Origin of the sequence: Mycobacterium sp. G7A2 (assembly GCF_041902445.1) — a bacterium.
In the GTDB taxonomy this organism is placed as follows: Bacteria; Actinomycetota; Actinomycetes; order Mycobacteriales; family Mycobacteriaceae; genus Mycobacterium.
The window spans coordinates 4,999,923-5,024,051 of the sequence record NZ_CP169251.1; the positions used below are offsets into that span (position 1 = coordinate 4,999,923).

Sequence of the window (24,129 nt, forward strand, 5' to 3'; positions counted from 1 at the left end):
CGGCCCGCGCGTTCTGCGGCCCCACCACGACGCGCTGCTAGCTTCGCCAGCCGTGACCTCCCTACGGCTGCGGTTCTCCCGCGCCTGCGCACGCCTGGCCGCGGCGACGCTGCTGATGTCCGCGGCGCTGTCCGCAGCACCCGCCCCGACCGGGTACGCCTTCTCCCCGGCGGGCCTGCCGATCGAGCAGCTCGACGTGCCGTCACCGTCGATGGGCCGCACCATCCGCGTCGAGTTCCAGGGCGGCGGACCCCATTCGGTGCTGCTGCTCGACGGCCTGCGCGCGCAGGACGACTTCAACGGCTGGGACATCAACACCGCGGCGTTCGAGTGGTTCCACCAGTCCGGGGTGTCGGTGATCATGCCGGTCGGCGGCCAGTCCAGTTTCTACGCCGACTGGTATCGACCCGCCCGGGGCCGCGCCGGAACCCTGACCTACAAGTGGGAGACGTTCCTGACCCGTGAGCTGCCGGAGTGGCTGGCCGCCAACCGCGGCCAGGATCCGTTCGGCAACGCGGTGGTCGGGTTGTCCATGTCGGGCAGCGCCGCGTTGACGATGGCGGCGTGGTATCCCCGCCAGTACAAGTTCGCCGCGTCGCTGTCGGGATATCTGGCCCCGTCGCAGGGCCTGTGGCCGACGTTGATCGACTTCGCGATGCAGGACGCGGGCGGCTTCGACTCCAACGACATGTGGGGCCAGCCCGGTTCGGGAGCCTGGCAGCGCAACGACCCGACGGTCAACGTCAACCGGCTGGTCGCCAACCGCACCGCGCTGTGGATCTACTGCGGCAACGGGGTGTCCTCGGATCTCGACGGCGGCGGGGGTGACTTCGGCACCCGGTTCAGCGCGCAGTATCTGGAGAACATCACGCTGAGCACCAACAAGGAGTTCCGCGACAAGTACCTCGCGGCGGGCGGACGCAACGCGGTGTTCAACTTCCCGCCCAACGGCACCCACAGCTGGGGCTACTGGGGTGCGCAGCTGCAAGCGATGAAACCCGACATCGTCCGGTTGCTGACCGCGCCGCCACCGCCACCGCCGCCTCCTGCACTGCCACCGCCGCCACCGCCGGCTCCCGCGCCACCACCACCGGCTCCGGCGCCGGCCTAGCGACATCCGTTGAGGCTGCGTCCACCGCGGGAAAGTTCGAGTGACCTCCACCGTGGACGCAGTCTCAACGAGGGTGCGTCGCGCTAAGCCGCTACCGGACGTGCGGCTCGAGCAGGGTGCTCCAGGCGCGGTCGAGCTTGGCCCACTCGTCGTCGCATCCGTCGGCACGGTCTTCGGGGAGCTCGCCGCTGGCCACCAGGTCGGCGTTGGCGTCGGGATCGGCGCCGTAGATCCAGCACTGCAGATTGAACATCCGCGTCTCGCTCAGCGAGTGCACATCGGCGAAGTCGTCCAGCCCGGCGTCGCCGCGGCGCTGCCCGTAGGCACCGAACTCCCGCGCGAAATCCTTGACCGCCGCGACGGATTCGGGGTCGGGTGCGCCGTCCTCGCCGGGCTGCAGCAGCACGTAGGCGGCGAGCTGATCGGCGACGTCCTCCTCGCGGCCGGTGGCCGGCAGGTCGTACAGGTCGATCGCCATGTGGCCGAGCTCGTGGTAGAAGGTGGCGATCTCGGCGTTGATCGCCGACGCGTCGGGATCGTCGTCGCCGGCGTCGCGGAAGATCTGCTGGCTCAGGTCGGCGTCTTCGTAGCAGATCGTCATCGACTTCTCCTCCGGATCCCAGAACGCGTTGGCCTCATCGCACTGCGCGCCGATGACCGGGATGTCATAGGGCAGCCACAACGAGTCGTTCACGTCCTCGGCGAGGTCTTCGAGCACGGTGTTGTCCTGCAGCAGCGCACGGCCGTTGATCGCTTCCGCGGTGGTGGCGTCTTCATAGCTGACCACCATCTCGCCGGTGTCCTCGGCATGGGAGTCGTCGGTGTCCGTTTCGGCGCCGCCGTCGGCCACCTTCTCCTGCGCCGTCGGAGGCGGCGGCTCGGCCGGCTGCGGGCCACCGCATCCCGTCAGGAGCACCACCGCTGCCACAACCGGAAGAACTCCTCGATGCGCCACCCGGCCCCCTCTCGACGTTGTCGGGAGATTGTAGAGCCAGCCGGCCGCTATCTGCTGTAGTCGGTCGACAACCAGCGTTGCGGGCGCATGCGGATGACCACCGACGACGGGCCCAGGTTCTCATCGGTGAACTGGCCGCCGGCCTCTTCGCCCAGGTAGCGCACGGCGAGGGCGCGGACTTCGGCGGCATCGGCCGCGTCGATCGACGTCACGTCGCCTTCGGCGGTGACGTACTTGTAGGGCGGCTGTTCGTCCTGCACGGTGATCGCGAAACGGCCGGCTGATCGAATCAGCTTGTGTTTCAACGAGTCCGCGTCGGTCCACAGCAGCACCTCACCACCGGGCTCATATCCGTACCAGATCGGCACCGCCAGCGGGGCACGCTCCGGGCGCTCGACGGCAATCACGCCGACATGGACGTCGGCCAGGTAGCGCTCTCGTTCGGCAGGGGTCATCGTCGCCATACCGGGTGCCAACCGCGGCGACGCGCGTCACATTCCCGTCAGTCGACGGGCAGCAGTTCGAAGACGGGGATGACGCGGTCGGTGCGGGTCTCGTACTCGGCGAAGCCCGGCGCGCGCTCGGTGATCACCGGGTAGATGCGGTCTCTCTCGTCGCGGGGCAGTTCCCGCACGCTGACGCGGCGCGGCGGGTCGGCCCCGATCTCGACGCTGGCCTGCGGGTGGGCCCGAATGTTGAACGCCCAGGAGGGGTCCGAGTCGCGACCGGCAGAGGATCCGACGATGTAGAGGCGGTCGTCGATGTCGAAGTAGGCGACGGGATTGATGCGCTGCTGCCCGCTCTTGGCCCCCGTGGAGGTCAGCAGCAGCAACGGAAATCCCTCGAACTGACCTCCGACCTTGCCGCCGTTGGCGCGGAACTCGTCGATGTTGCGCTGGTTGAAGTCACGTTCACCGCTGAGCTCGTCGGCCATAACAACAGCCTATGCCTCGAGCCCGGTCAGCAGCACCGAAAGTCCGTACTCGAAGGCGTCGTCGGCGCGGTGCGGATTGGGCGTGGCCGTCGCCAGCGCGGCGGCGAACTCCGGGCCGACCTCTGCGCTGGCGAGCCACGGTTCCTCCGGCGCGGCGACGTCGAGGGCCGAACCGAGCACGAGGTAGTCGATCAGCGTGATCACGCGCAGGGTGTCGGCGTGGTCGAAACCCGCCTGTACCAACGTGACCGCCAGCGTGTTGTACATCGTGATCGCCGATGCGCTGTTGACCGGATACGCGGTCAGCAGCGGGATCAACCGCGGGTAGCGGGCGTAGCTGCGCCGGTAGGAGCGGGCGATGTCGGCGACGGCCTCGCGCCAGGGAAGCGGAGGCTGGCCCGGGTCGTAGCTGGGCAGCTCCACCTCCGACATCGCGCGTTCCCGCAGCAGTTCGACGATCGCGTCGCGCCCGGCGACGTGGTTGTAGAGCGAAGACGGCCGCACTCCGAGGCGGGCCGCGAGCGCGGGCATGGTGAATCCACCGGTGGCGTTGACCAGCTCCAGCGCGGCGTCGGCGATGCGGTCGGCGGACAGCAACGGCGTGCGGGGTCGTCCCATGCTGTCTCCTCTTGCGCTCGCCGGTGACCCAGTTCACAATAAACGAACTTCATTCGTTTTAGGAGTCGGATGCTCACCCTGACCGCCACCGCGCCCCCGCCGTTGTCGCGCTCGACCGAGTCGCAGCGAGCGCCGCTGCGCGTCGGACTGGTCCAGCACCGCTGGCGGCCCGACGCCGACGAACTGGCCGCCACACTGCGCGCCGGTATCGACCGGGCCGCCGCGGAGGGCGCCACGGCGGTGTTCCTGCCCGAGATCACGCTGCTGCGTTACCCCGCCGACCAGCCTGGGGGCGCCGACCCCGGCGCGCTCGCCGAGGACCTCGCAGGCGGGCCCACCGTCACGTTGGCCGCCGACGCGGCGCGGGCCCATGGAATCTTCGTCCACGCCTCGCTCTACGAGAAGGCTCCGGGCCCAGACGGATTGGGCTTCAACACCGCGATCCTGGTGGACCCGGCGGGGAACCTGGTCGCCCGCACCCGCAAGCTGCACATCCCCATCTCCGCCGGCTACTACGAGGACACCTACTTCCGGCCGGGCCCCGCCGGGGACCCCTACCCGGTCTACGAACCCGACGGGCTGGGCGCGCGGATCGGCCTGCCGACGTGTTGGGACGAATGGTTCCCCGAGGTGGCCCGCAGCTATTCGCTCGGTGGCGCCGAACTGCTGGTCTTCCCGACCGCCATCGGGTCGGAACCGGTGTTCCCCGACTTCGACACCCGCCCGCTGTGGCAGCAGGTCATCGTCGCCAACGGCATCAGCAGCGGGCTGTTCATGGTGGTCCCGAACCGGGTGGGTGACGAGGGCTCGGTCACGTTCTACGGCTCGTCGTTCATCTCCGATCCGTACGGCCGGGTGCTGGTCCAGGCACCCCGCGACGAGGAGGCGGTGCTGGTGGCAGACCTGGATCTCGACCAGCGCCGGGACTGGTTGGAACTGTTCCCGTTCCTGCTCACCCGCCGCCCGGACACCTATCGAAGCCTCACCGAACCTGTTGACCCGCAACGCCCCTACGGCGCGGGACACCGGCAGACGGCGGTGGTCAAGTGAGCTCGACGCTGTTCACCGGCGGCACGATCTGGACCGGCGACGGTGACACCGACGCGCTGCTCGTCACCGACGGCGTCGTCACCGCCACCGGGCGGGCGGCGCAGCGAGACGACGCGCACGTCGTCGACCTGGGTGGCGGCTTCCTGATGCCGTCGTTCGGCGACGGTCACGCCCACCCCCTCTACGGGGGTCTGGAGGCCGTCGGACCCGCCGTACGGGCCTGCGGCTCGGTCGACGAGATCGTCACCGCGGTCCGGCGTTACGCCGACGCGCATCCCGACGACGAGTGGATCGTCGGCGCCTCTTACGACGGCAGTTTGGCCCCGAACGGGCTGTTCGACGCGCGCTGGCTGGACGCCGCGGTACCGGACCGTCCGGTCGTGTTGCGCGCCTGGGACTATCACACGCTGTGGTGCAACTCGGCTGCCCTGCAGCGAGCCGGGATCACGGCCGACACCCCCGACCCGCCGCTGGGCGAGATCCCGCACCGCGAGGACGGTTCGGTGCTGGGCACCCTGCGCGAATGGGGCGCCACCGATCTGATGATGCGCGTCATGCCGGCCCGCGACGAGCAGGTCCGCATCGCGGCGCTGGGCACGGCCGCCGACTACTACGCGGCGCGCGGGGTGACCTGGGTGCAGGACGCATGGGTGGAGCCGGCCGACGTCGAGACCTACGCAGCGGCCGCGCGCCAGGGCGCCTTGCGGATGCGGTTCAACCTCGCCCTCTACGCCGATCCGCGGCACTTCGACGAGCAGGTCACCCAGTTCGCCGAACAGCGCCGCCGGGCCGACGCGGCCGGCAACGACCTGCTGACCGCGCACACGGTCAAGTTCTTCGCCGACGGCGTGGTCGAGAACGAGACCGGCGCGTTGTTGGCACCGTACTGTTCGGGGCTGCACAGCCATTCGGGTGACAACCGCGGCATGCGCAACTGGGAGGGCGATGCGCTGGCCGAGGCGGCCTGCCGGGTCGACGAACTCGGCCTGCAGATCCACATCCACGCCATCGGCGACGCCGCGGTGCGCCAGGCTCTCGACGCCATCGACGAGGTGGTGCGGCGAAACGGTCCCCGGGACCGGCGGCCCGTCATCGCGCACGCGCAGCTGGTCGACGACACCGACATCGACCGCTTCGCCCGTCTCGGCGTCATCCCGAACATGCAACCGCTGTGGGCTCAGCTGGATTCGTTGATGACCGTGCTGACCATCCCGCGGCTCGGTCAGGAGCGGGCCGACCGGCAGTACCGGATCGCGACGCTGCAGCGTTCCGGCGCGGCACTGAGCTTCGGGTCGGACTGGCCGGTTTCCTCCGGCGCGCCGTTGGACGGAATCGCGGTGGCGGTGTCGCGGCGCACGGCCGACGGTGAACCCGAGGGCGGGTGGACGCCGCAGGAGATCCTGCCCGTCGAGCAGGCGCTGAGCGCCTACACCGCGGCGGTCGCAGCGCAGGCATTCGCCGAGAACCGCTGGGGGCGGATACTTCCCGGCGCAGCCGCCGACCTGGTGTGGCTGAACCGCGACCCCCGCCGGACCGCGCCGCTGGAGCTCCCGCACATCGGCGTCCGCGCCACCTATCTGCAGGGCGAACCGGTCTATGAGGCCGACAACGGAAGGGCAGAGTCATGACCAAGCCAACCCAGCCTGCCACGGCCGGCGTCGACGCCTCCCAGGGGCATCTGAAGCGTGCACTGGGCACGCCCTCGCTGGCGCTGTTCGGGCTGGTGTACATGGTGCCGCTGACGGTGTTCACCACCTACGGCATCGTCACCGAGACCTCCGGGGGCCGGCTGCCGCTGTCCTACGTGGTGACGCTGGTGGCGATGGTCTTCACCGCGTTGTCCTACGCGCGGATGTCGGCGGCGTTCCCGCTGGCGGGGTCGGCCTACACCTACACCCAGAAGTCGTTCGGCGCCCCGACCGGCTTCCTGGCGGGGTGGTCGCTGCTGCTGGACTACCTGTTCCTGCCGATGATCAACTATCTGGTCATCGGCATCTATCTCAATGCCGCGCTGCCCGCGCTGCCCGAGTGGGTGATCGTGCTCGTCGCGATCGGTGTCGTCACCGTGCTCAACATCGTCGGCATCGTGTCGGTGGCGCGGGCCAACTTCCTGATCATCGCCGTGCAGGCGATCTTCATCGTCACGTTCGTCGTGCTCGCGCTGGGTGAGACTCTCGGCGGCGGCAGCGTCGACCTGGCGGCGCCGTTCACCGGCGACGGCACGGCCACCGGCCTGGGTCCGGTGCTCGCCGGTGCGGCGATCCTGTGTCTGTCGTTCCTCGGGTTCGACGCGGTGTCCACGCTGTCGGAGGAAGCCAAGGACCCCCGGCGCGGAGTGCCGCGGGCCATCATGATCGCCACCATCTCCGCGGGCCTGATCTTCATCCTGCTGTCCTACGTGGGTCAATTGGTGTATCCATCCAACGAATTCGCCGACGTCGACTCCGGGTCGCTGGACGTGATGGTCGCCGCGGGCGGGCAGTTCCTGAACAATTTCTTCACCGCCGCCTATGTCGCGGGCGCGTTGGGGTCGGCGTTGACGTCGCAGGCGTCGGTGGCCCGGATCCTCTACGCGATGGGCCGCGACGGCATCTTGCCGCGCAAGCTGTTCGGACACATCTCCCCGCGGTTCAGCACGCCCGTCTACGCCATCCTGGTGGTAAGTGTGGTGTCGCTGCTGGCGATCGTGATCGATCTGGCCACCCTCGCGTCGCTGATCAGTTTCGGTGCGCTGGTGGCGTTCTCGGCGGTGAACCTGTCGGTGATCAAGCACTTCTTCGTCGACCTGCGGGACCGTTCCAGGGTGGCGCTGAACCTGATCGCGCCGGGGGTGGGCTTCCTGTTGACGGCGTGGCTGTGGACCAGCCTGTCGGGGATGACGCTGGTGCTCGGGTTGATCTGGCTGGCCCTCGGTTTCGTGTGGCTGCTGGTGGTCACCCACGGCTTCCGTCGCCCCACCCCGGTGCTCGACCTGGCCGAATGAGCGGGTCGGCGTAGCCGAGTCGCGCCGTGCGCGACCAGCCACGACGACGTCAGCGGGACGCAGCGGCGAGGGCGAGGACGTCCTCGGCGGGCGGCGGGCTGGCCGGGTGATACGACAGGCACCACGGCGCGACGATGCGGTGGAACGCCTCGCCTTCGGTGGCGACGTAGAAGTTCCCGGCCCGCAGCCTGCTGATGTCGTCGACCAGACCGCCCTTGGCGCGGGCCATTTCACGCGCCGTCTCGATCTGGGCGGGCGAGTTCAACAGGCCGTAGAACTGGGTCGCCGCGTTGCCCGGGATGCTGTTGTCGAGCGCCTTGGGATGTTGGGTGGCGAACACCAACCCCAGGCCGTACTTGCGGGCCTGCGACGACAGCGCCAGGGTGCTGCGCTTGCAGGCGGTGAATCCTCGTGACGGGGCGAGGGTCTGCGCTTCGTCCATCACCAGCAGCCCGCCGAGCGGACGCTCCCCGGCGGGGTTGCGCTTGATCCACGCGAACAGCGCCATCTGCAGCTGGTTGACGAAGCTCTGCCGCTGTTCCTCGGAGGTCAGTCCGATCATGCTGATCACCGACACCCGCGCCCGGTACCCGTCGGCCGGGGTGAGCAGCACGCCGGGGTCGACCGGGGTGCCCGAGCCGCCGAACAGCGGGTCATTGACCATCGCCGCCTGCAGATCCTGGGCGATGTTGCCGGCGATCTTGCGGGCGTCTGCCAGCCCGCTGACGTCGTCGGGCAGGTCGGCGAGCAGGCCGATGAAGCCGGGCAGGGTCGGCGCGGGTGTGGTGCCGTAGTACTGCAACGCTTCTCGCAGCACCGCACGCGCCCGGCCGGCTTTCTGGGTCTGACCGGAGATCAGTGCCCGCGGTTCCAGTGCCGCGCAGGCGGATTCGACGGCATCGATGAACTCGTCGTGGTCGTCGACGACGCTGGCGAAGTCGGGCAGCGGCTGGAAGGCCAGCGGGGCGCCGTTGGCGCGTCGCGGTGTCCAGATCCGGACGTCGGTGTGCTGCAGGTACTCGGCGGCGGCCGCACCGTCGGGGCGCCGCCATCCCGACGGCGGCTCGGGCCAGGCGGTGCCGAGCCGGGACAGATCGTTGTTGGGGTCCAGCACGATCGCCGACACCCCGCGCAGCGCGCACTCTTCGACCAGCCGGCGGATCAGCACGGTCTTGCCCGATCCCGATCCGGCGAAGATCGCCACATGCTTGCGCAACGCGGACAGCTCGATCGTCACCGGCGCCTCGGTGTGCAGGTCCCGGCCGAGCGGAATCTCGTTGTCGGGCACCGGGATGTCGGGCACGTCGATGACGTCGGGTTCGGTGCCGGCGTCCTCGGTGCCGGCGTCCTCGGTGCCGGCGTCCTCGGTGCCGGCGTCCTCGAGCCCGGGCCCGGCGTCCTCGGGACCAAGCCCGGCTTCCTCGAGCCGGGGCCCGGCTTCCTCGACAGCCGGCGCGGGGGTGTCCCCCTCGCCGCCGAGCGCCTGGCGCAGCAGCGTCAAACCGTGGGCGGGCCGGTTGCGGCGCAACCACCCGGGCAGGTCGTGATGGTCGTCGTTGATCAGGTCGCGCAGCGCGATCATCGTGCGCAGGTCGTCGTCACCGAGCTCGAGGGTGCGCGCGCCGGCGGCGTGCACGTCGGCCATCAGCTCGGCGGTCTTGGGGCCCGTCGGCCACGGCGTGTTGCGCAGCAGGAACAGCTGCCTGCGGTCGGAACCGGCCTGCAGACCGGCGGCGGTGAACGCCTTGCGGACCCGGCTCTGCGCGGACAGCGCGTTGCTGGCGGCCACCGCGCGGAACGCCCAGTGCCGTTCGTCGTCGGTCGCGGCGTCCAGGCTCTGGCGTAACCGGCCGTGCAGCATGACGTGCGCGCCGGGCGGCGGATCGCACAGGTATGCCTGGTCACCGTCGCGTTCGGCGATCCAGGCGGTCAGCGCCGCGCCCAGCAGCTCGGGCATCGTGACGTCCTCGCCCTCCGGGTCCAGCGCGGCGGCGGGCACCGCGCGACGCCGGTAGTCGGCGAAGGCGCGGTCCAGCTCGGAGGACGGTGCGACGTTCCGGTCGCCCTCCTGCGTGTCCCAGACCGGGCCGTCGTCTTCGGCGAGGTGGTCGAGCTCGAGGACCTCGCGGTGACGCAGGCACTGCCGCACGTGGGTGTCGGCGCGGATCAGCAGCTGACGGGGCGTGTAGTCCAGCGCCTCGTCGAACGCCGACGGCCGGATCGGCCAGCTCGGATACGGCGGCCGGAAGTCGACCGACGCGTAGCTGGCGCTGAAGCGGCGCTCCAGGATCGCCCGGCCGATGTCGGCGGACGGCACCGGCGTCAGCACCCCGGTGACCCGGAACCGGTCGGCCACGCTGGCGGTGGCGCGGTCACGGATGCTCTCCCACACCGCGGGCAGGCACGCGACCACCGACACCGTGCGCCGTGTCGTCTGTCGCAGCGCCATCAACCCGTGGGCGACCTGCTCGAGCAGCGTGTCCCCGGCGTCACCCGGCTGCGCGAGGGACGCCGCCAGCAGCGTGTCGATCTGGTCGACCGCCAGCACCGACGGGCCGACCAGCGCCACCAGACGCGAGATCTCCCGCACGCATTCCTGCGTCAACGACGGCGCGGCGCGCAGACCCCAGCGCAGGCGTTCGTCACCGCCGGCCTCCGAACTCGCCTGCAGGTACGCCTCGCCGATGTCCTGGGCGGTCAGGTCGGTCGCCGCGAACAGCACCAGGGCCCGCAGCGTCTGATGGCAGTGCCGCACCGTGTCCTTGCGGACCTTGGCCAGCGCGTTGATGAACCGGTCGAGCACCTCGGGTTCGAGGTCGGCGTCACCGACGATGGCGCGGCGGTCGGCGCGCGACACGTGCGCCAGCGACGACAGCTCCCACAGCAGGTCCTTGAGCTGGGTTTCGCGGTGTGCGCCGGGCCTACCGAAGCTCTCCAGGATGCCGTTGCGCACCGACTGCCAGAAACTGGCCGCGTCGAGCAGCTCGATGACGAAGAAGAACCCGCCGTCGGCCTGTACGCGCTCGCGGACCTGGCCGAGCAGGTGAGTCTTGCCCGAACCCGCGGGGCCGCGGATCACCACCCCGAGCGGGGAGGACGACTCGTCGCGCAGCGCGTCGGTGAAGGCGTCCATGACGTCGTCGACGGCGTGCTCGTTCAACCCGCTGACGTGGGTGGCTGCCTGGGGTTTCCACAGGTCGTCCACGGTGGGCGCCCACGTCAGGCGCAGCGAGGCGAGGGCGTCGCGCTGCAGTGAATCCATCAAGCCTCGATCGCGATCAGGTGCTTGGGCCGGTCCCCGATGAGCACCGCGGCGGCGCGGTCGTCGGGCGTCAGCTTCTTCTGGTCCTCTTCGGGAATCACGCTAACCCCCGGCGCGCGGGACAACGCGGTGAGGGCGGTGTCGACGTCGCCTCGGACGTCGTCGAGCGCGGCACGCAGCTCGGCGAGGCGCACCCAGCCACCGGGCCGCGGCGCCAGCCGTGCGTACGCCACGCGGACCCGGTCCTCGAGGGTCCGGTCCTGAGGGGTTTCGGCCTCTGAGGTCTCGGCCGGCCAGAACAGCTCGGCCAGGCTCACCTCCGAGCGCTGCAGGTAGCGGCCCAGGGCGCCCAGCACTGTGTAGAGCGTTTTGGCCGGGCCGGTGGACCGCGGCGGCGGACCTGCGGCGACGATGTCGCGGCACAGCGCCCACCCGCGGTCGGTCAGTTCATGCACATAGCGGCCCTTGACGCGCTCGGACTCGATGAGCCCGAGTGCGTTGAGCTTGTCGCGGCCCGGCTTGTCCAGCGCGGGACCCAGCGCGGCCAACTCGGGGTTGGCCACCGGGCGGGATTCGGCCATCAACACGATGAGGACGGCCCGCTCGGTTCCGGTCAGGTCCGTCGGCGTCACACTCACCCCGCCAACTTAACGGCGTGGGGCAGGATTGCGTCCGGCATGGTCGACAGCGAAGACACTCCCCCGGTATCGCGGCGCCCGCACATCGTGCGGTTGGCGCTGTTCGCCACGGTGCTCGCGGTGCTGTTCTATCTGGTTGCCGTACAGCGGGTCATCGACGTGGAGTACGTGCGCGAGCTGGTGGCCGCGACCGGTCCGCTGGCGCCGCTGACCTACGTGGTGGTGTCGGCGCTGCTGGGTGCGGTGCTGGTGCCCGGGCCGCTGCTGGCGGCGGGCAGCGGCTTCCTGTTCGGGCCGCTGCTCGGGACGTTCGTGACGCTGGGGGCTGCGATGGGGACCGCGGTGATGGCCGCGCTGGCGGGCCGGCGGGCGGGCCGCGACAGTGCCCGCGCGCTGCTGGGCCCCTCCCGCGCGGAACGTATCGACGTGCTGGTGCAGCGCCGCGGGCTGTGGGCGGTCGTCGGGCAGCGGTTCGTGCCGGGTATCAGTGATGCGCTGGCCTCCTACACGTTCGGGGCGTTCGGTGTGCCGATCTGGCAGATGGCGGTCGGCTCGCTGATCGGGTCGGCGCCGCGGGCGTTCTCCTACACCGCAGCGGGCGCGGCGATCGGCGAGTTCTCGGCACCGCTGGCCGTCGCCGCGGTGACGGTGTGGTGCGCGACGGCGGTGATCGGCGCGTTCGCCGCGCATCGCGGCTGGCGGGCGTGGCGGTCCGGCCGATCCTCCGCGTAGCCGCCGGGGTGCCGCCGGGGTGCCGCCGCGTAGCCGCCGGGGTGCCGCCGGGGTGCCGCCGGGGTGCCGCCGGGGTGCCGCCGGGGTGCCGCGAACGTGCATTCCCTGTAGTCGCGAGTGCACGCGCGCTACAGGGAATGCACGTTCGCGATAGCCTGCCGCCATGGGGATCGTCCTCACCGACGAGTTCCGTCACGCGCTGGATCTGCTGGCCGGCGGCCGCCACGTCTTCCTGACCGGCAAGGCCGGCACCGGCAAGTCGACGCTGATCCGGCACTTCATGGCCGACACCGAGCGCAACGTGGTCGTCGTCGCGCCGACGGGCATCGCCGCGCTGAACGTCGACGGTTACACCATCCACCGGCTGTTCGGATTCCGTCCGACGACGACGCTGGACGACATCCGGTCCGGCGGCTACCGGCCGGGCCGGTTCACCAAGACGCTGGCGTCGCTGCAGACGCTGATCGTCGACGAGGCCTCGATGGTGCGCGCCGACACCTTCGACATGGTCGCCGCTGCCCTCGAGCGATTTGGCCCGGTGCCGGGTTCCCCGTTCGGCGGCGTGCAGATCGTGTTGGTCGGTGACCTGTACCAGCTGCCGCCGGTGGTCAGCGAGCACGAGAGCGGGTTCTTCTCCGGCGCGCCCTACGAGACGCCGTACTTCTTCTCGGCACGCTGTTTCGAGCGCTCGCAGTTCCCCACGGTGTCGTTGACGACGGTGTTCCGCCAGCTCGGCGATGACCGGATGACGGCCATCCTCAACGAGATTCGAGAAGGGGTGTTGCTGGGTCACGCCCAGGAGCAGCTCAACGCCCGCGCCGACGCCGACTTCGTGCCGCCCGACGACGAGCTCTGGCTCACGCTCGCGCCGACGAACAGGCTGGTGACCGCCCGCAATCGTCAACATCTGCAGCGGCTGCCCGGTGACGAGTTCGTCCACCAGGCAAGGTCTTCGGGCGATCTGTCGCTGTTCGACCCGCCGGTCGAGGAGACGCTGCGCTTCAAGGTCGGCGCACAGATCATGATGCTCACCAACGACCAGGGCAACCGGTGGGTCAACGGCACCATCGGCCGTGTGGTGGGCGTCGGTTACGACCGTTACGGCGCAGTGGTGGAGGTCGAGTTCGCCGACGGCAGCTGCGCCGAGGTCCCACCGTTCACCTGGGAGGCCACCCGACCGGTGCTGTCCGGGGGCTCGCTGGGCCGGGAGGTGGTCGGGTCGTACACGCAGTTGCCGTTCAAACTGGCGTGGGCGATCACGATCCACAAGAGTCAGGGGCAGACGCTGCCGCGGTTGATGGTCGACCTCACCGGCGGCATGTTCTCCACCGGCCAGCTCTATGTGGCGTTGAGCCGATGCACCTCGTTGGCCGGTCTGGTGCTGAAACGTCCTGTGCTGCCGAAGGATCTGAAGACCGATCGGCGCATCGCCCGTTTCCTGCGCGGCGCCGGTGACAGCACCGCGGCCCGGCGCTACTGCGCCATCGGAATGCTGACCGTAGGCGACGAGGGCCGGATGTCACGGCCGCGGCCGGTGGAGCTTGCGGTTGCCTTCGACGACGGTGCCGCGATCTCGACGCTGATCAACCCACAGCGCGACATCGCCGACGCGCGAACAGCGTTCGGCATCGGGGTCGCCGATGTGCTGTTGGCTCCGACGCTGCGCGAGGCGTGGGCGATGCTCGCCCCGATGCTGGCCGGCTGCACACCGGTCGCGGTCGGCGTCGACGAGCAGCTCGGCCTGATCGACTTCGAGCTCAAGCGGCTCGGCCATGTGACGGCGATGCCGCTGGGCGTCGAGCTGCGCGGCAGCCGGGTGACGGGACGCACCGCGCTGGAGCGGGCACGCTCGGCGCTGTCGGCACACACCCGCGCCGACGCCGAGGACGGTTCGTCGGCGTTCGACGAACCCGAACCCACAGAGGTGACGTCGGGGCTGTTGATCAGCCGCGACCGGGATGTGGCCACGCCTGCGGCCGATCATCTGCCGGCGCTCTCGGCGCTGTTACGGATCAGCCGCGACGTGGGCGCGGTGTTGCTGGGCGCGCCGGTGCCCGCGGGCGACACAGCCGACATCGGCTGGGACGCGGCGGCGCGCCGTTCGGTGGCCGATCAGCTCCGCGCGGCGGTGTCGCGGGTGCGTCTGCCCGCCGAGGTGCTGGACCGGCTGCACGCGACCGAAGAAGTCCTGGGCATCGAGATCGCCGGCGAAGCAACTCTTCTCGACAGCTATGCGATCGCTGACGCGCTGGTGCCCGGCGCCCGGATCTGTTTCACCGGGACCGCACAGGACGCCGACGGTCGCGTCATGGAGCGCTGGGAGATGGAGGATCTGGCGCGGTCGGTGGGGCTCACCCCGGTCAAGTCGGTGTCCAAGACGCGCTGCGATGTGCTGGTGACCGCGGAGGCCGGCACGCAGTCGGGCAAGGCGCGCAAGGCGCAGGAGTACGGCAAGCCGGTGTTCTGCGCCGACGAGTTCTTCGCCTGGGTCGCCCACCGCCCCGCGAAATAGGATTCCCGGTCGCGATCTGCCCCGTGACCACGACCCTGCGTTCTCGCTCACGGAGCTCACGGAGCTCACGGAGGCCACCAAGGCCACCAAGGCCACCAAGGCCGCCGAGGCTGCGGAGGCCGCGGAGGTCACGGCGCCCGGAGTGCGATCATGGCGGAGTGTCCGTGTCAGCCGCGTTCGCCTCCGACAACGCCGCGCCGGCGCACCCGAACGTGCTGGCGGCGCTGCAGCGGGTCAACGAGGGCCCGATGCGCGCCTACGGCGCCGACCCGGTGACCGAACGTGCAGCCGAGGCGGTGCGCAGCGCGTTCGACTGCCCCGACGCCGAGGTGCTGTTCACGTTCACCGGCACCGCGGCCAACATCATCGCGCTGTCGGCCGCGGCCAGGCCGTGGCAGGAGATCTTCTGCAGCGACGTCGCCCACGTGCTGGTCGACGAGGCGGGCGGACCGGTGCGGCTGTCCGGCGCACAGCTGACCCGGCTGCCCAGCGACGACGGCCTGATCGACCCACAGGTCCTCGCCCGGCGCGTGCTCGGCCGCACTGCGGTGCACCATTCGCAGCCGCGCATCGTGTCGATCACCCAGTCGACCGAGAGCGGGCGGGTGTGGAGCGCAGCGGCAATCGCCGAATTCGTCGACCGGGCCCACGGTCTGGGTCTGCTGGTGCACGTCGACGGGGCGCGGATCGGCAACGCCGTCGCCGCGCTGGGGGTCGACCCGGCCCAGGCGATCGGCGCCGCGGACATCGTCTCGGTCGGCGGCACCAAGAACGGCATGATGTTCGGCGACGCGATCCTGGTCCGTCGCCCGGAGCAGTTCGACGGCATCCAATTCGTGCAGAAACAGATCGGGCACCTGGCGAGCAAGCAGCGCTACGTCGCGGCCCAGTTCGAGGCCATGTTCGCCGACGGCCTGTGGCTGTCCACCGCCGCGCACGCCAACGCGATGGCCGCCCGGCTCAGCGACGGCATGACGGCGCTGGGGCTGAGGCTGGCGTCCCCGGTCGAGGCCAACGAGGTGTTCGTGGCGATGGCCCCGGAGCTGCACCGCCGCTTCGGCGACACCTACGCGGTGCATCAGCCCGATCTCGGCGAGCCCGTGGTGCGCTTCGTCTGCTCGTGGGCGACCACCGCCGCCGACGTGGACGGTGCGCTGGCGACGTTGCGGGGGCTGGGGTAGCGGTCGCCGCCAGGGTGCTCTGGCGGTCGTTAAACAGGCCGGTCGGCTACCGGGAATGCACGTTCGCGGGCCCGGAAACGAGCCCGGGAATGGACAGCAAGTCTGACCGGCCCCGCTACCACGTCTGACCAGTTCCGTGCGGTACGTTTGACCGCTGGTGGCACCGGGAACCCGGCACCCACCATCATCGACGACAGGATTTGCTGTGCCCGAAACACCTAGCGCCGAGTCCAAGTGGCTGTCCAAGTCTGCCTCGCAGACCCGTGGATCGGACAAGAAGGAAGTCCAGTTCCACTACGACATTTCCAACGACTTCTTCAAGCTGTGGCAGGACCCGTCCCAGACCTACAGCTGCGCCTATTTCGAGCGCGATGACATGACGCTGGAAGAGGCGCAGCAGGCCAAGGTGGACCTGTCGCTGGGCAAGCTGGGCCTGGAGCCGGGCATGACGCTGGTCGACATCGGCTGCGGCTGGGGTTCGACGATCCAGCGTGCGGTGGAGAAGTACGACGTGAACGTCATCGGCCTGACGCTGTCGGAGAACCAGAAGCAGCACATCGAGCAGAACCGGTTCCCCAACATCGACACCACCCGCAGCATGGAGGTGCGCCTGCAGCCGTGGGAGGATTTTGACGAGCCCGTCGACCGCGTGGTGTCGATCGGCGCATTCGAGCACTTCGGATTCAACAAGTACGACGATTATTTCAAGAAGACTTTCAACCTCATGCCCGATGACGGCGTGCAGTTGCTGCACACGATCATCATTCCCAGCGATGAGGAGATCAAGGGCAAGAATCTGCCCCTGACGATGTCCAACGTCAGGTTCATCAAGTTCATCATGGACGAGATCTACCCCGGCGGGCGTTTGCCACTGGCGGCGCAGGTCGAGCAGAGCGCCACCAAGGCGGGCTACACCGTGACGCGCCGGCAGCACCTTCAGCCCCACTACGTGAAGACTCTCGACACTTGGGCGGCTAACCTCGAAGCGAAAAAAGACGAGGCGATCGCGATCACCAACGACGAGATCTACGAGCGGTTCCTGAAGTATCTGAAGGGCTGCGCGGACCTGTTCCGTGACGGATACACCGACGTATGTCAGTTCACGTTGGAGAAGGGCTGACACAGCCCGGCGCTCGCCGCCACGGCATGAGAAGGAGCGTTTGATGGCGGACAACGGGTCGGGGGGCTCGACGAAGCTGGAACCGAACTTCGACGATGTTCAGGCCCACTACGACCTGTCCAACGAGTTCTTCGGACTGTTCCAGGATCCGTCGCGCACCTACAGTTCCGCGTTCTACGAGCGGGACGACATGTCGCTCGAAGAAGCTCAGCTGGCCAAGATCGATCTGGCACTCGGCAAGCTCGACCTCAAACCGGGGATGACGTTGCTCGACGTCGGCTGCGGCTGGGGCTCGATGATGAAACGCGCCGTGCAGCGTTACGACGTCGACGTCATCGGGCTGACGCTGAGCCGCAACCAGCGCTCGCTCGGCCAGGAGATGCTCGACGGGCTGGACACCGAACGGTCCCGCCGGATCCTGCTCAAGGGCTGGGAGGAATTCGAGGAGCCCGTCGACCGGATCGTCAGCATCGAGGCGTTCGAGGCGTTCCCGAAGGAACGCTACGAGGCGTTCTTCGCGACCTGCGACCGGGTGATGCCCGACGACGGCCGGATGGTGCTGCAGACCATCATGGGTCATCCGCTCAAGCGCTGGCCCGAGATGGGCATCCCGATCGTGATGAGCGACCTGAAGTTCATGCGGTTCATCGCCAAGGAGATCTTCCCCGGCGGGGCGGTGCCCTGCGACGAGGACGTCATCGACTACTCCAAGCGTGCGGGGTTCACCGTCGAGGAGACCGACTACCTGACGCCGCACTACGTGCGGACCCTGAACACGTGGGCGACGGCGCTGGAGGCGCACCGTGACGAGGCGATCGCGGTGACGTCGGTCGAGGTCTACGACCGCTACATGCGCTACCTGGTGGGCTGCGCGGACTTCTTCGAACGGGGCATCAGCGAGGTCGCGCAGTTCACGCTCGTCAAGAACTGACAGGTTGTCCGTCGCGGGCGCGGGGTAACCCGCCGCCATGGATACCGTCCCCCAGGACCCGCCGGAGCGTCTGACGCCCGAGGAGGTTCCCGAGCGTCTCACGCCCGACGACCCGCCCGTCACCCCGCCCGAGCCTGCGACGACGCCCGACCCGGGTCCGCCGCAGCGCTGAAGGAGTGACGCGCCCGGCGCCGGTGATGACGCGCCCCGCGCCGGTGATCTCGGACGGCGAGTGGGTATGCCCCCGCCATGAGTGATTCCGGATTGGTTGTCCTCGGCAGCGGGCCCGCGGGCGTGGCCGCCGCCGAGGCGTACCGCGACCGCAGACCCGATGCCCCCGTGCGGATCCTGAGCGCCGACCGGCGCCGCCCGTATGCCCGGCCGCCGCTGAGCAAGGAGTTCCTGCGTGGCAAGACCGATGACATCGATCTGCACCCGGAGCAGTGGTTCACCGAGCGCGGCATCGTGCTGGCCCTCGATTCGCGGGTGCAGGGCTTCGATCCGCAGCAGCGCGTCGTCACCGTCGACGGTGAGCCTCACGGCTACGACGCGCTGATCTTCGCGACGGGTTCGAGTCCGGTTCCGCTGCCGGTGCCGGGCGGCGAACACGCTGTGCAGTTGCGGTCCCTCGACGACGCCGAGAGGCTGCGCGACGCGGCCGAGTCCGCCCAGAGCGCGGTCGTCGTCGGCGCCGGGTTCATCGGTTGCGAGGCCGCGGCGTCGCTGGCCCTGCGTGGACTGTCGGTGACACTCGTGGCGCCCGACGAGGCGCCTCAGCAGAATCGGCTGGGCGTCGAGGCCGGCCGCAAGCTGGCCGGGCTGGTGGAGGCGTCCGGGGCGCGCTGGCTGGGTGGCGCGAGCGTCGAGCGTCTGGACGAATCGGTCGTGCACCTCGACAACGGGGAGGCGCTCGGGGCGGACCTGATCCTGGCCGCGACCGGGGTCCGCCCGAACACCGAGTTGGCTGGCGTCGCGGGCGTCCCGATGCAGGATTCGCGCATCGTCGCCGACGAGGATCTGAGCACCGGGGTGCCACACGTCTACGCCGCCGGCGATGTGGCGTTGGCGTTCAACACCGGTGCGGGACGGCGGTTGCCGATCGAGCACTGGCAGGACGCCGAGGACCAGGGCAAGGTCGCCGGGGCGACGGCGGCCGGTGACGACGCCGCCTGGTCGGGTGTCCCGGGCTTCTGGACCACGATCGGGGACACCACCGTCAAGTACCACGCGTGGGGTGACGGTTATCAGGACAGCCGGATGGTCGAACACGGCGACGGGTTCACCGTCTGGTACGAGGCCGAGGGAGCCGTCGTCGCGGTGTTGACGTGCAACGCCGACGACGATTACGACCTCGGCGGCGAGCTGATCCAGGCCGGCAAGCCCGCCCCGCTGCGCTGAGCCTGTTTTCGGAGGTCGCGACGCCGGGTAGTCCCCAGGGCATGAGTTCCCACCCGGCGGTGCTGTTCGATGTGGACGGCACCTTGGTCGATTCCAACTACCTGCACGTCTATGCCTGGCAGCGCGCCTTCCACGAGGCGGACGTGCCGATGGAGACGTGGCGGGTGCACCGCAGCATCGGCATGGACGGCACCACTCTGGTGAAGACCCTGCTCGAGCAGTTCGGTCAGGATCCGACCGACGAGCTGGTCTCGCGGCTCAAGGACGGTCACAGCGAGTACTACCAGCGCAGCGCGTCGCTGCTGGAGCCGCTGCCCGGTGCGCGGGAGTTGCTGCGCCGCGTCGCCGACATGGGGTTGCAGGCGGTGTTGGCCACCTCCGCCCCGCCCGACGAGCTCGAGCTGCTGCGCAAGGTGCTCGATTGCGACGACGTCATCGCGGCGATCACCTCGGCCGAGGACGTCGACACCGCCAAACCCGAGCCCGACATCGTGCAGATCGCCCTCGAGCGTGCCGGGGTGAGCGCCCAGCAGGCAGTCTTCGTCGGCGACGCGGTGTGGGACGCCGAGGCGTGTGCCCGCGCCCAGGTGGCGACCATCGGGTTGCTCACCGGCGGGTGTGGACGCGATGAACTGCGCGACGCGGGTGCCGCCGAAGTCTTCGAGAACCCGCGGGAGCTGCTGGACAACCTGGCGGGCAGCGCGATCGCCAGGCTCGCCGGCCGGGAGTGACGGGTTTGGGTACGTTTTCCTCGCGCGGCAGGGGGTAACCCTCGGGAGCAGCGGCGCGCAGCCCATGCCCGCTTCCCCTTCCCCCCATACATAGGAGGTCTCCTGTGTCTGCTCCCAGCATCACCAAGGCCGACGACGTCATCGAGTACCTGGTGGCCCAGCACGAGACGATCAAGAAGCTGTTCGTCGAAACCCTCGACGCCGCCGACGTCGACACGCAGCGCGACGCGTTCACCAAGTTGCGCACGCTGTTGGCCGTTCACGAAACCGCCGAAGAGATGATCGTGCATCCGCGGGTGCGTCGTAAGATCTCCGGCGGCGCCGAGATCGTCGACGAGCGGCTGGCCGAGGAGCACGACTCCAAGGTCGCGCTGAGTGAGCTCGAGGGTCTCGAGCCCCAGACCTCGGAGTTCAGCAAGGCGCTGATCCATCTGCAGGCTGCGGTCACTGAACACGCCGAACACGAAGAGACGCTGGAGTTTCCGGCGCTTCGCGACGGTGTGGACGCCGACGAGCTCGCGAAGCTGGCCGAGGCGGTGCGGGTCGCCGAGCGCATCGCGCCGACGCACCCGCACGCGGGCGTGGAGTCTGCGGCGCTGAACTTCGCTGTCGGACCGTTCGTGTCGATGGTGGACCGGGCGCGTGACGCGCTGGGTCGCGCGCTGAGGTAGGCGCGACGATGGCGAACACCGCGGTGCTGGTCGTCGACATGATGAATACCTACGACCATCCCGATGCAGAACGGTTGGCGCCCAACGTCGAAGCGATCATCGACCCGCTCAGCAAGATGGTCGATCGCGCGCGCAGCCGCGACGACGTGGACCTGATCTATGTCAACGACAACTACGGCGACTTCACCGCCGCACCAGGCGATCTCGTCGAGGACGCGCTCAACGGCCAACGTCCCGATCTGGTGCGCCCGGTCGCGCCGAGCAAGAAGTCCCGGTTCCTGACCAAGGTCCGGCACAGCGCCTTCTACGCGACGCCGTTGGACTACCTGCTGGGCCGGCTGAAGACCGAGTGCGTGGTGCTGACGGGTCAGGTCACCGAGCAGTGCATTCTCTACACGGCTCTGGACGCCTATATCCGTCACCTCGAAGTGATCGTGCCCGAGGACGCGGTCGCGCACATCTACGACGATCTCGGCGACGCCGCGCTGCAGATGATGCGGCGCAACATGGGTGCCCGGCTTGTGACCACGGACGACTGCCTGACCTGACGGTGGGGCGGCTCACAAACGCAGGTGGTTTACCTGTGAGTAGGAAGTGGGCATATAGCTGTCAAGCGAATCGACCATCCGATTTGCGAACCTTAAATTGTGTGGAGGTGCACGATGGCTGACAACAACAGTGGTCCCGAGGAAGGCATCAAGGGCGTCGTCGAGGACGTGAAGGGCAAGGCCAAGGAAGTGGTCGGCACTGTCACCGGTCGCAACGACATGGTCGAAGAGGGCAAGGCCCAGCAGGACAAGGCCGAGGCCCAGCGTGACGTGGCCAAGAAGGAAGCCGAGGCCGACGCGGCCCGCGGGGCTGCCAGCGCAGCCGAGAAGCGCCAGGAGGCGCAGCAGTAGAAGCGTGAATGCGAAGGGCCCGGCCGTCATGGCCGGGCCCTTCGTCATGCCTCGTGCATCGAGGGACCAGTCAGACCGGTGGTCATGCGTTGAGACTGCATCCAGCGCGGCAAAGTGCGAGTGACCCCCGACGTGGATGCAGTCTCAACGGTTCTGATGTGGACCCAGCCTCATCGGGTCTGCTGGTAGCGGGCGAGTTGCTCGGTGAGTTCGCGCGCATAACCCAGTTGTTTGGTCAGCGTGACGCACGCATCGGCGGCGCGCCGGTGAAACTCAGCCAAAGCGTCGGTGGCCCGGGCTCGTTCAGCGCCGGTCGATGTGCCGTCGTCGAGGACGGCCAACGCGTCGAGCAGCTCCCGCATCTCGTCGAGGGTGAACCCGAGCGGTTTCATCCGGCGGATCGCGATCAGCCGGGCGACGTCGTCGCCGGTGTAGAGCCGGAACCCGCCCGCCGAGCGTGCTGACGGCACCACCAGCCCGACGTCGTCGTAGTGCCGGATGGTCTTGATCGACAGCTCGGTGCGCGCTGACACCTCACCGATCTGCAACAGCTCCATGTCGGCGTCCCTAGTGCGCGCCGCTGAGTTGGCCTGACAGCCGGGCGTGCCGTTCGGCGCTGTTGTCGTTCATGCCGATGATGGTGACCGACTTGCCCTTTGCCGCGTACTTGGTGGTGATCGCGTCCAGCGTGGCAACGGTGGAGGCATCCCAGATGTGGGCGTCGCTCATGTCGATGACGATGTTGGCGGGGTCGCCCACGTAGTCGAACTGGTACACCAGGTCGTTGCTGGAGGCGAAGAACAGCTCGCCTCTGACCGCGTACACGCGGGTGTCGGCACCGGCACCAGCAGGCGCGCCATCGGGGGTGGCGTCCAGCGCCACGACCTCGGTGAAGTGCGCGACGCGGCGGGCGAACAGCACCATCGCCGCCAGGGTGCCGACCGCCACCCCGTAGGCCAGGTTGTGGGTGGCCACGGTGACGGCGACCGTCGCCACCATCACGAACGTTTCGCTCTTGGGCATGCGGCGCAACGTCTTCGGGTTGATGCTGTGCCAGTCCAACGTGGCGACCGACACCATGATCATGACGGCGACCAGGGCCGCCATCGGGATGCGCGCGACGAGGTCGCCGAGGCCGACCACCAAAGCCAGCAGGAACACCCCGGCCAGGAACGTCGAGATGCGGGTGCGGGCGCCGCTGACCTTGACGTTGATCATCGTCTGCCCGATCATCGCGCAGCCGCCCATGCCGCCGAAGAATCCGCTGACCACGTTGGCCACACCCTGCCCGACGGCTTCGCGGGACTTGTTGGAGTGGGTGTCGGTGATGTCGTCGACGAGCTTGGCGGTCATCAACGATTCGAGCAGCCCGACGACGGCCATGGCCAGCGCGTAGGGGGCGATGATGCGCAGCGTCTCCATCGTCAGCGGTACGTCGGGGATCAGCCACGACGGGAGATTCGACGGCAGCCGGCCTTCGTCGCCGACGTCGGGCACGTTCCACCCGGCGAGCAGCGTGGCCGCGGTCAGCACGGCGATCGCGACCAGCGGTGCGGGGATCGCGGTGGTCAGCCTGGGCAGCGCGACGATCACCAGGATGCCGACGGCGACCATCGGATACACCAGCCACGGCACCCCGAGCAGGTGTGGCACCTGGGACAGGAAGATCAGGATGGCCAGCGCGTTGACGAAGCCGACCATGACGCTGCGCGGCACGAACCGCATCACCTTGGCCACGCCGAGGCCGCCGAGCACCAGCTGCAGCACCCCGGCCAGGATCACCGCAGCGATCAGATAGTCCAGCCCGTGGCTGGCGACCAGGGGCGCGATGACCAGCGCGACGGCGCCGGTCGCGGCGGAGATCATCGCCGGACGCCCTCCGACGATCGCGATGGTCACGGCCATCGTGAACGACGCGAACAGCCCGACCCGCGGGTCGACGCCCGCGATGATGGAGAACGAGATCGCCTCGGGGATCAGCGCCAGCGCCACCACCAGACCGGCCAGCACCTCGGTGCGCAGCCGCCGCGGCGACCGCAGCGCGGCCAGCACGGACTGCTGTTGCTGGGGTGAGACATCACTGCTCGTCGTCGACAAGACGGCTCCTTTCGCGCGGGCACAACGGCCCTGGTGCGCGGGCTCTCGGGTCATTGCGCGCGAGCCCTTCGGCACGGACGCGGACATGATCTGCGCGTCATCGCGCGAAAGATCTTGCTAGGAAGCCGAATTCAGCAGAGACGGGCCGCACGGCGCGGCGCACATGGCGCTTCCTGCGCGGTGAACTCTACCCCCACCGGAGGGTTGCCTGGCAACTTCTGTCACGCAGATCACCCCACACCTGGCGTTGAGACTGCATCCACTGCGACAAAGTGCGAGTGGCTCCCACCGTCACCGCAGTCTCAA

Annotated in this window: 23 protein-coding genes; 15 read left to right on the top strand and 8 right to left on the bottom strand. The window is 69.2% G+C overall.

Features of this window, described 5'->3' with window-relative positions; all coding sequences use genetic code 11:
* The first annotated feature begins 115 nt into the window (after positions 1-115).
* On the top strand, positions 116-1,111 hold the full coding sequence (locus ACEWX3_RS23730) for an alpha/beta hydrolase family protein (RefSeq protein ID WP_221350874.1): 996 nt from the start codon (positions 116-118) through the stop codon (positions 1,109-1,111).
* Positions 1,112-1,202: 91 nt separating this feature from the next.
* On the opposite strand, the gene ACEWX3_RS23735 is transcribed toward ACEWX3_RS23730, so the two are convergent.
* Genes ACEWX3_RS23735 through ACEWX3_RS23750 form a run of 4 tightly spaced genes read right to left on the bottom strand, consistent with a single transcriptional unit; the run spans position 1,203 to position 3,618 of the window.
* Entirely contained in the window at positions 1,203-2,066 is an 864-nt protein-coding gene (locus tag ACEWX3_RS23735; RefSeq protein WP_286182501.1) for a DUF4344 domain-containing metallopeptidase, read from the bottom strand.
* 47 nt (positions 2,067-2,113) lie between these two features.
* A complete protein-coding gene (locus tag ACEWX3_RS23740) occupies positions 2,114-2,530 on the bottom strand; it encodes a pyridoxamine 5'-phosphate oxidase family protein (protein ID WP_207064880.1) in 417 nt (138 codons plus the stop codon).
* A 38-nt stretch (positions 2,531-2,568) separates the two neighbouring features.
* A complete protein-coding gene (locus ACEWX3_RS23745) occupies positions 2,569-3,000 on the bottom strand; it encodes a nitroreductase/quinone reductase family protein (protein ID WP_207064881.1) in 432 nt (143 codons plus the stop codon).
* A gap of 9 nt (positions 3,001-3,009) precedes the next feature.
* Entirely contained in the window at positions 3,010-3,618 is a 609-nt protein-coding gene (locus ACEWX3_RS23750) for a TetR/AcrR family transcriptional regulator (RefSeq protein ID WP_374157846.1), read from the bottom strand.
* Between the two features lie 69 nt (positions 3,619-3,687).
* Between ACEWX3_RS23750 and ACEWX3_RS23755 the strand changes: the two genes are divergently transcribed.
* The 3 genes from ACEWX3_RS23755 to ACEWX3_RS23765 are packed head-to-tail and all read left to right on the top strand — an operon-like array spanning position 3,688 to position 7,651.
* A complete protein-coding gene (locus ACEWX3_RS23755) occupies positions 3,688-4,668 on the top strand; it encodes a nitrilase-related carbon-nitrogen hydrolase (protein ID WP_221349570.1) in 981 nt (326 codons plus the stop codon).
* Positions 4,665-6,296 carry an amidohydrolase gene (locus ACEWX3_RS23760; protein ID WP_374157847.1) on the top strand — a complete coding sequence of 544 codons (1,632 nt, stop codon included), beginning with the start codon at positions 4,665-4,667 and terminating at the stop codon, positions 6,294-6,296. Before ACEWX3_RS23755 ends, ACEWX3_RS23760 begins: the two co-directional genes overlap by 4 nt.
* Positions 6,293-7,651 (top strand): APC family permease, encoded by a 1,359-nt coding sequence (locus tag ACEWX3_RS23765; RefSeq protein WP_374157848.1) that lies wholly within the window; start codon positions 6,293-6,295, stop codon positions 7,649-7,651. The genes ACEWX3_RS23760 and ACEWX3_RS23765 overlap by 4 nt, the downstream gene beginning before the upstream one ends.
* Positions 7,652-7,700: 49 nt before the next feature.
* On the opposite strand, the gene ACEWX3_RS23770 is transcribed toward ACEWX3_RS23765, so the two are convergent.
* Together ACEWX3_RS23770 and ACEWX3_RS23775 are read right to left on the bottom strand one after the other, a co-directional pair.
* Complete coding sequence (locus ACEWX3_RS23770) at positions 7,701-10,913, bottom strand: helicase HerA domain-containing protein (RefSeq protein ID WP_374157849.1); 3,213 nt, start codon at positions 10,911-10,913, stop codon at positions 7,701-7,703.
* Entirely contained in the window at positions 10,913-11,551 is a 639-nt protein-coding gene (locus tag ACEWX3_RS23775; protein ID WP_374157850.1) for a hypothetical protein, read from the bottom strand. Before ACEWX3_RS23775 ends, ACEWX3_RS23770 begins: the two co-directional genes overlap by 1 nt.
* Positions 11,552-11,590: 39 nt before the next feature.
* Here ACEWX3_RS23775 and ACEWX3_RS23780 point away from each other — a divergent pair, with 39 nt between their 5' ends.
* The 11 genes from ACEWX3_RS23780 (at position 11,591) to ACEWX3_RS23830 (ending at position 21,726) form a co-directional block, all read left to right on the top strand.
* The gene (locus ACEWX3_RS23780) at positions 11,591-12,283 is read left to right on the top strand and encodes a TVP38/TMEM64 family protein (RefSeq protein ID WP_374157851.1); all 693 of its coding nucleotides are present in this window, start codon (positions 11,591-11,593) and stop codon (positions 12,281-12,283) included.
* 163 nt (positions 12,284-12,446) lie between these two features.
* Positions 12,447-14,795 carry an AAA family ATPase gene (locus ACEWX3_RS23785; protein ID WP_374157852.1) on the top strand — a complete coding sequence of 783 codons (2,349 nt, stop codon included), beginning with the start codon at positions 12,447-12,449 and terminating at the stop codon, positions 14,793-14,795.
* Between the two features lie 158 nt (positions 14,796-14,953).
* Entirely contained in the window at positions 14,954-15,976 is a 1,023-nt protein-coding gene (locus ACEWX3_RS23790) for a low specificity L-threonine aldolase (protein ID WP_374157853.1), read from the top strand.
* A 238-nt stretch (positions 15,977-16,214) separates the two neighbouring features.
* Complete coding sequence (locus ACEWX3_RS23795) at positions 16,215-17,096, top strand: cyclopropane mycolic acid synthase family methyltransferase (protein WP_163679916.1); 882 nt, start codon at positions 16,215-16,217, stop codon at positions 17,094-17,096.
* Positions 17,097-17,139: 43 nt separating this feature from the next.
* Positions 17,140-18,027 (top strand): cyclopropane mycolic acid synthase family methyltransferase, encoded by an 888-nt coding sequence (locus tag ACEWX3_RS23800; protein ID WP_374157854.1) that lies wholly within the window; start codon positions 17,140-17,142, stop codon positions 18,025-18,027.
* A 37-nt stretch (positions 18,028-18,064) separates the two neighbouring features.
* Entirely contained in the window at positions 18,065-18,199 is a 135-nt protein-coding gene (locus ACEWX3_RS23805; protein WP_255728186.1) for a hypothetical protein, read from the top strand.
* 77 nt (positions 18,200-18,276) lie between these two features.
* Positions 18,277-19,425 (top strand): NAD(P)/FAD-dependent oxidoreductase, encoded by a 1,149-nt coding sequence (locus ACEWX3_RS23810; protein WP_374157855.1) that lies wholly within the window; start codon positions 18,277-18,279, stop codon positions 19,423-19,425.
* Between the two features lie 41 nt (positions 19,426-19,466).
* Positions 19,467-20,156, top strand: a complete 690-nt coding sequence (locus ACEWX3_RS23815) for an HAD family hydrolase (RefSeq protein WP_221349588.1) — start codon at positions 19,467-19,469, stop codon at positions 20,154-20,156.
* Positions 20,157-20,260: 104 nt separating this feature from the next.
* Positions 20,261-20,827, top strand: coding sequence for a hemerythrin domain-containing protein (locus tag ACEWX3_RS23820; RefSeq protein ID WP_207064894.1), 567 nt, complete (start codon positions 20,261-20,263; stop codon positions 20,825-20,827).
* 8 nt (positions 20,828-20,835) lie between these two features.
* The gene (locus ACEWX3_RS23825; protein WP_221349592.1) at positions 20,836-21,375 is read left to right on the top strand and encodes an isochorismatase family cysteine hydrolase; all 540 of its coding nucleotides are present in this window, start codon (positions 20,836-20,838) and stop codon (positions 21,373-21,375) included.
* A gap of 114 nt (positions 21,376-21,489) precedes the next feature.
* A complete protein-coding gene (locus ACEWX3_RS23830; RefSeq protein WP_374157856.1) occupies positions 21,490-21,726 on the top strand; it encodes a CsbD family protein in 237 nt (78 codons plus the stop codon).
* Positions 21,727-21,896: 170 nt separating this feature from the next.
* Here the strand turns inward: ACEWX3_RS23830 and ACEWX3_RS23835 are convergent, their stop codons facing one another.
* Positions 21,897-22,283, bottom strand: coding sequence for a MerR family transcriptional regulator (locus tag ACEWX3_RS23835; RefSeq protein WP_374157857.1), 387 nt, complete (start codon positions 22,281-22,283; stop codon positions 21,897-21,899).
* A 10-nt stretch (positions 22,284-22,293) separates the two neighbouring features.
* Entirely contained in the window at positions 22,294-23,877 is a 1,584-nt protein-coding gene (locus ACEWX3_RS23840) for a SulP family inorganic anion transporter (protein WP_374157858.1), read from the bottom strand.
* Positions 23,878-24,129: the final 252 nt, after the last annotated feature.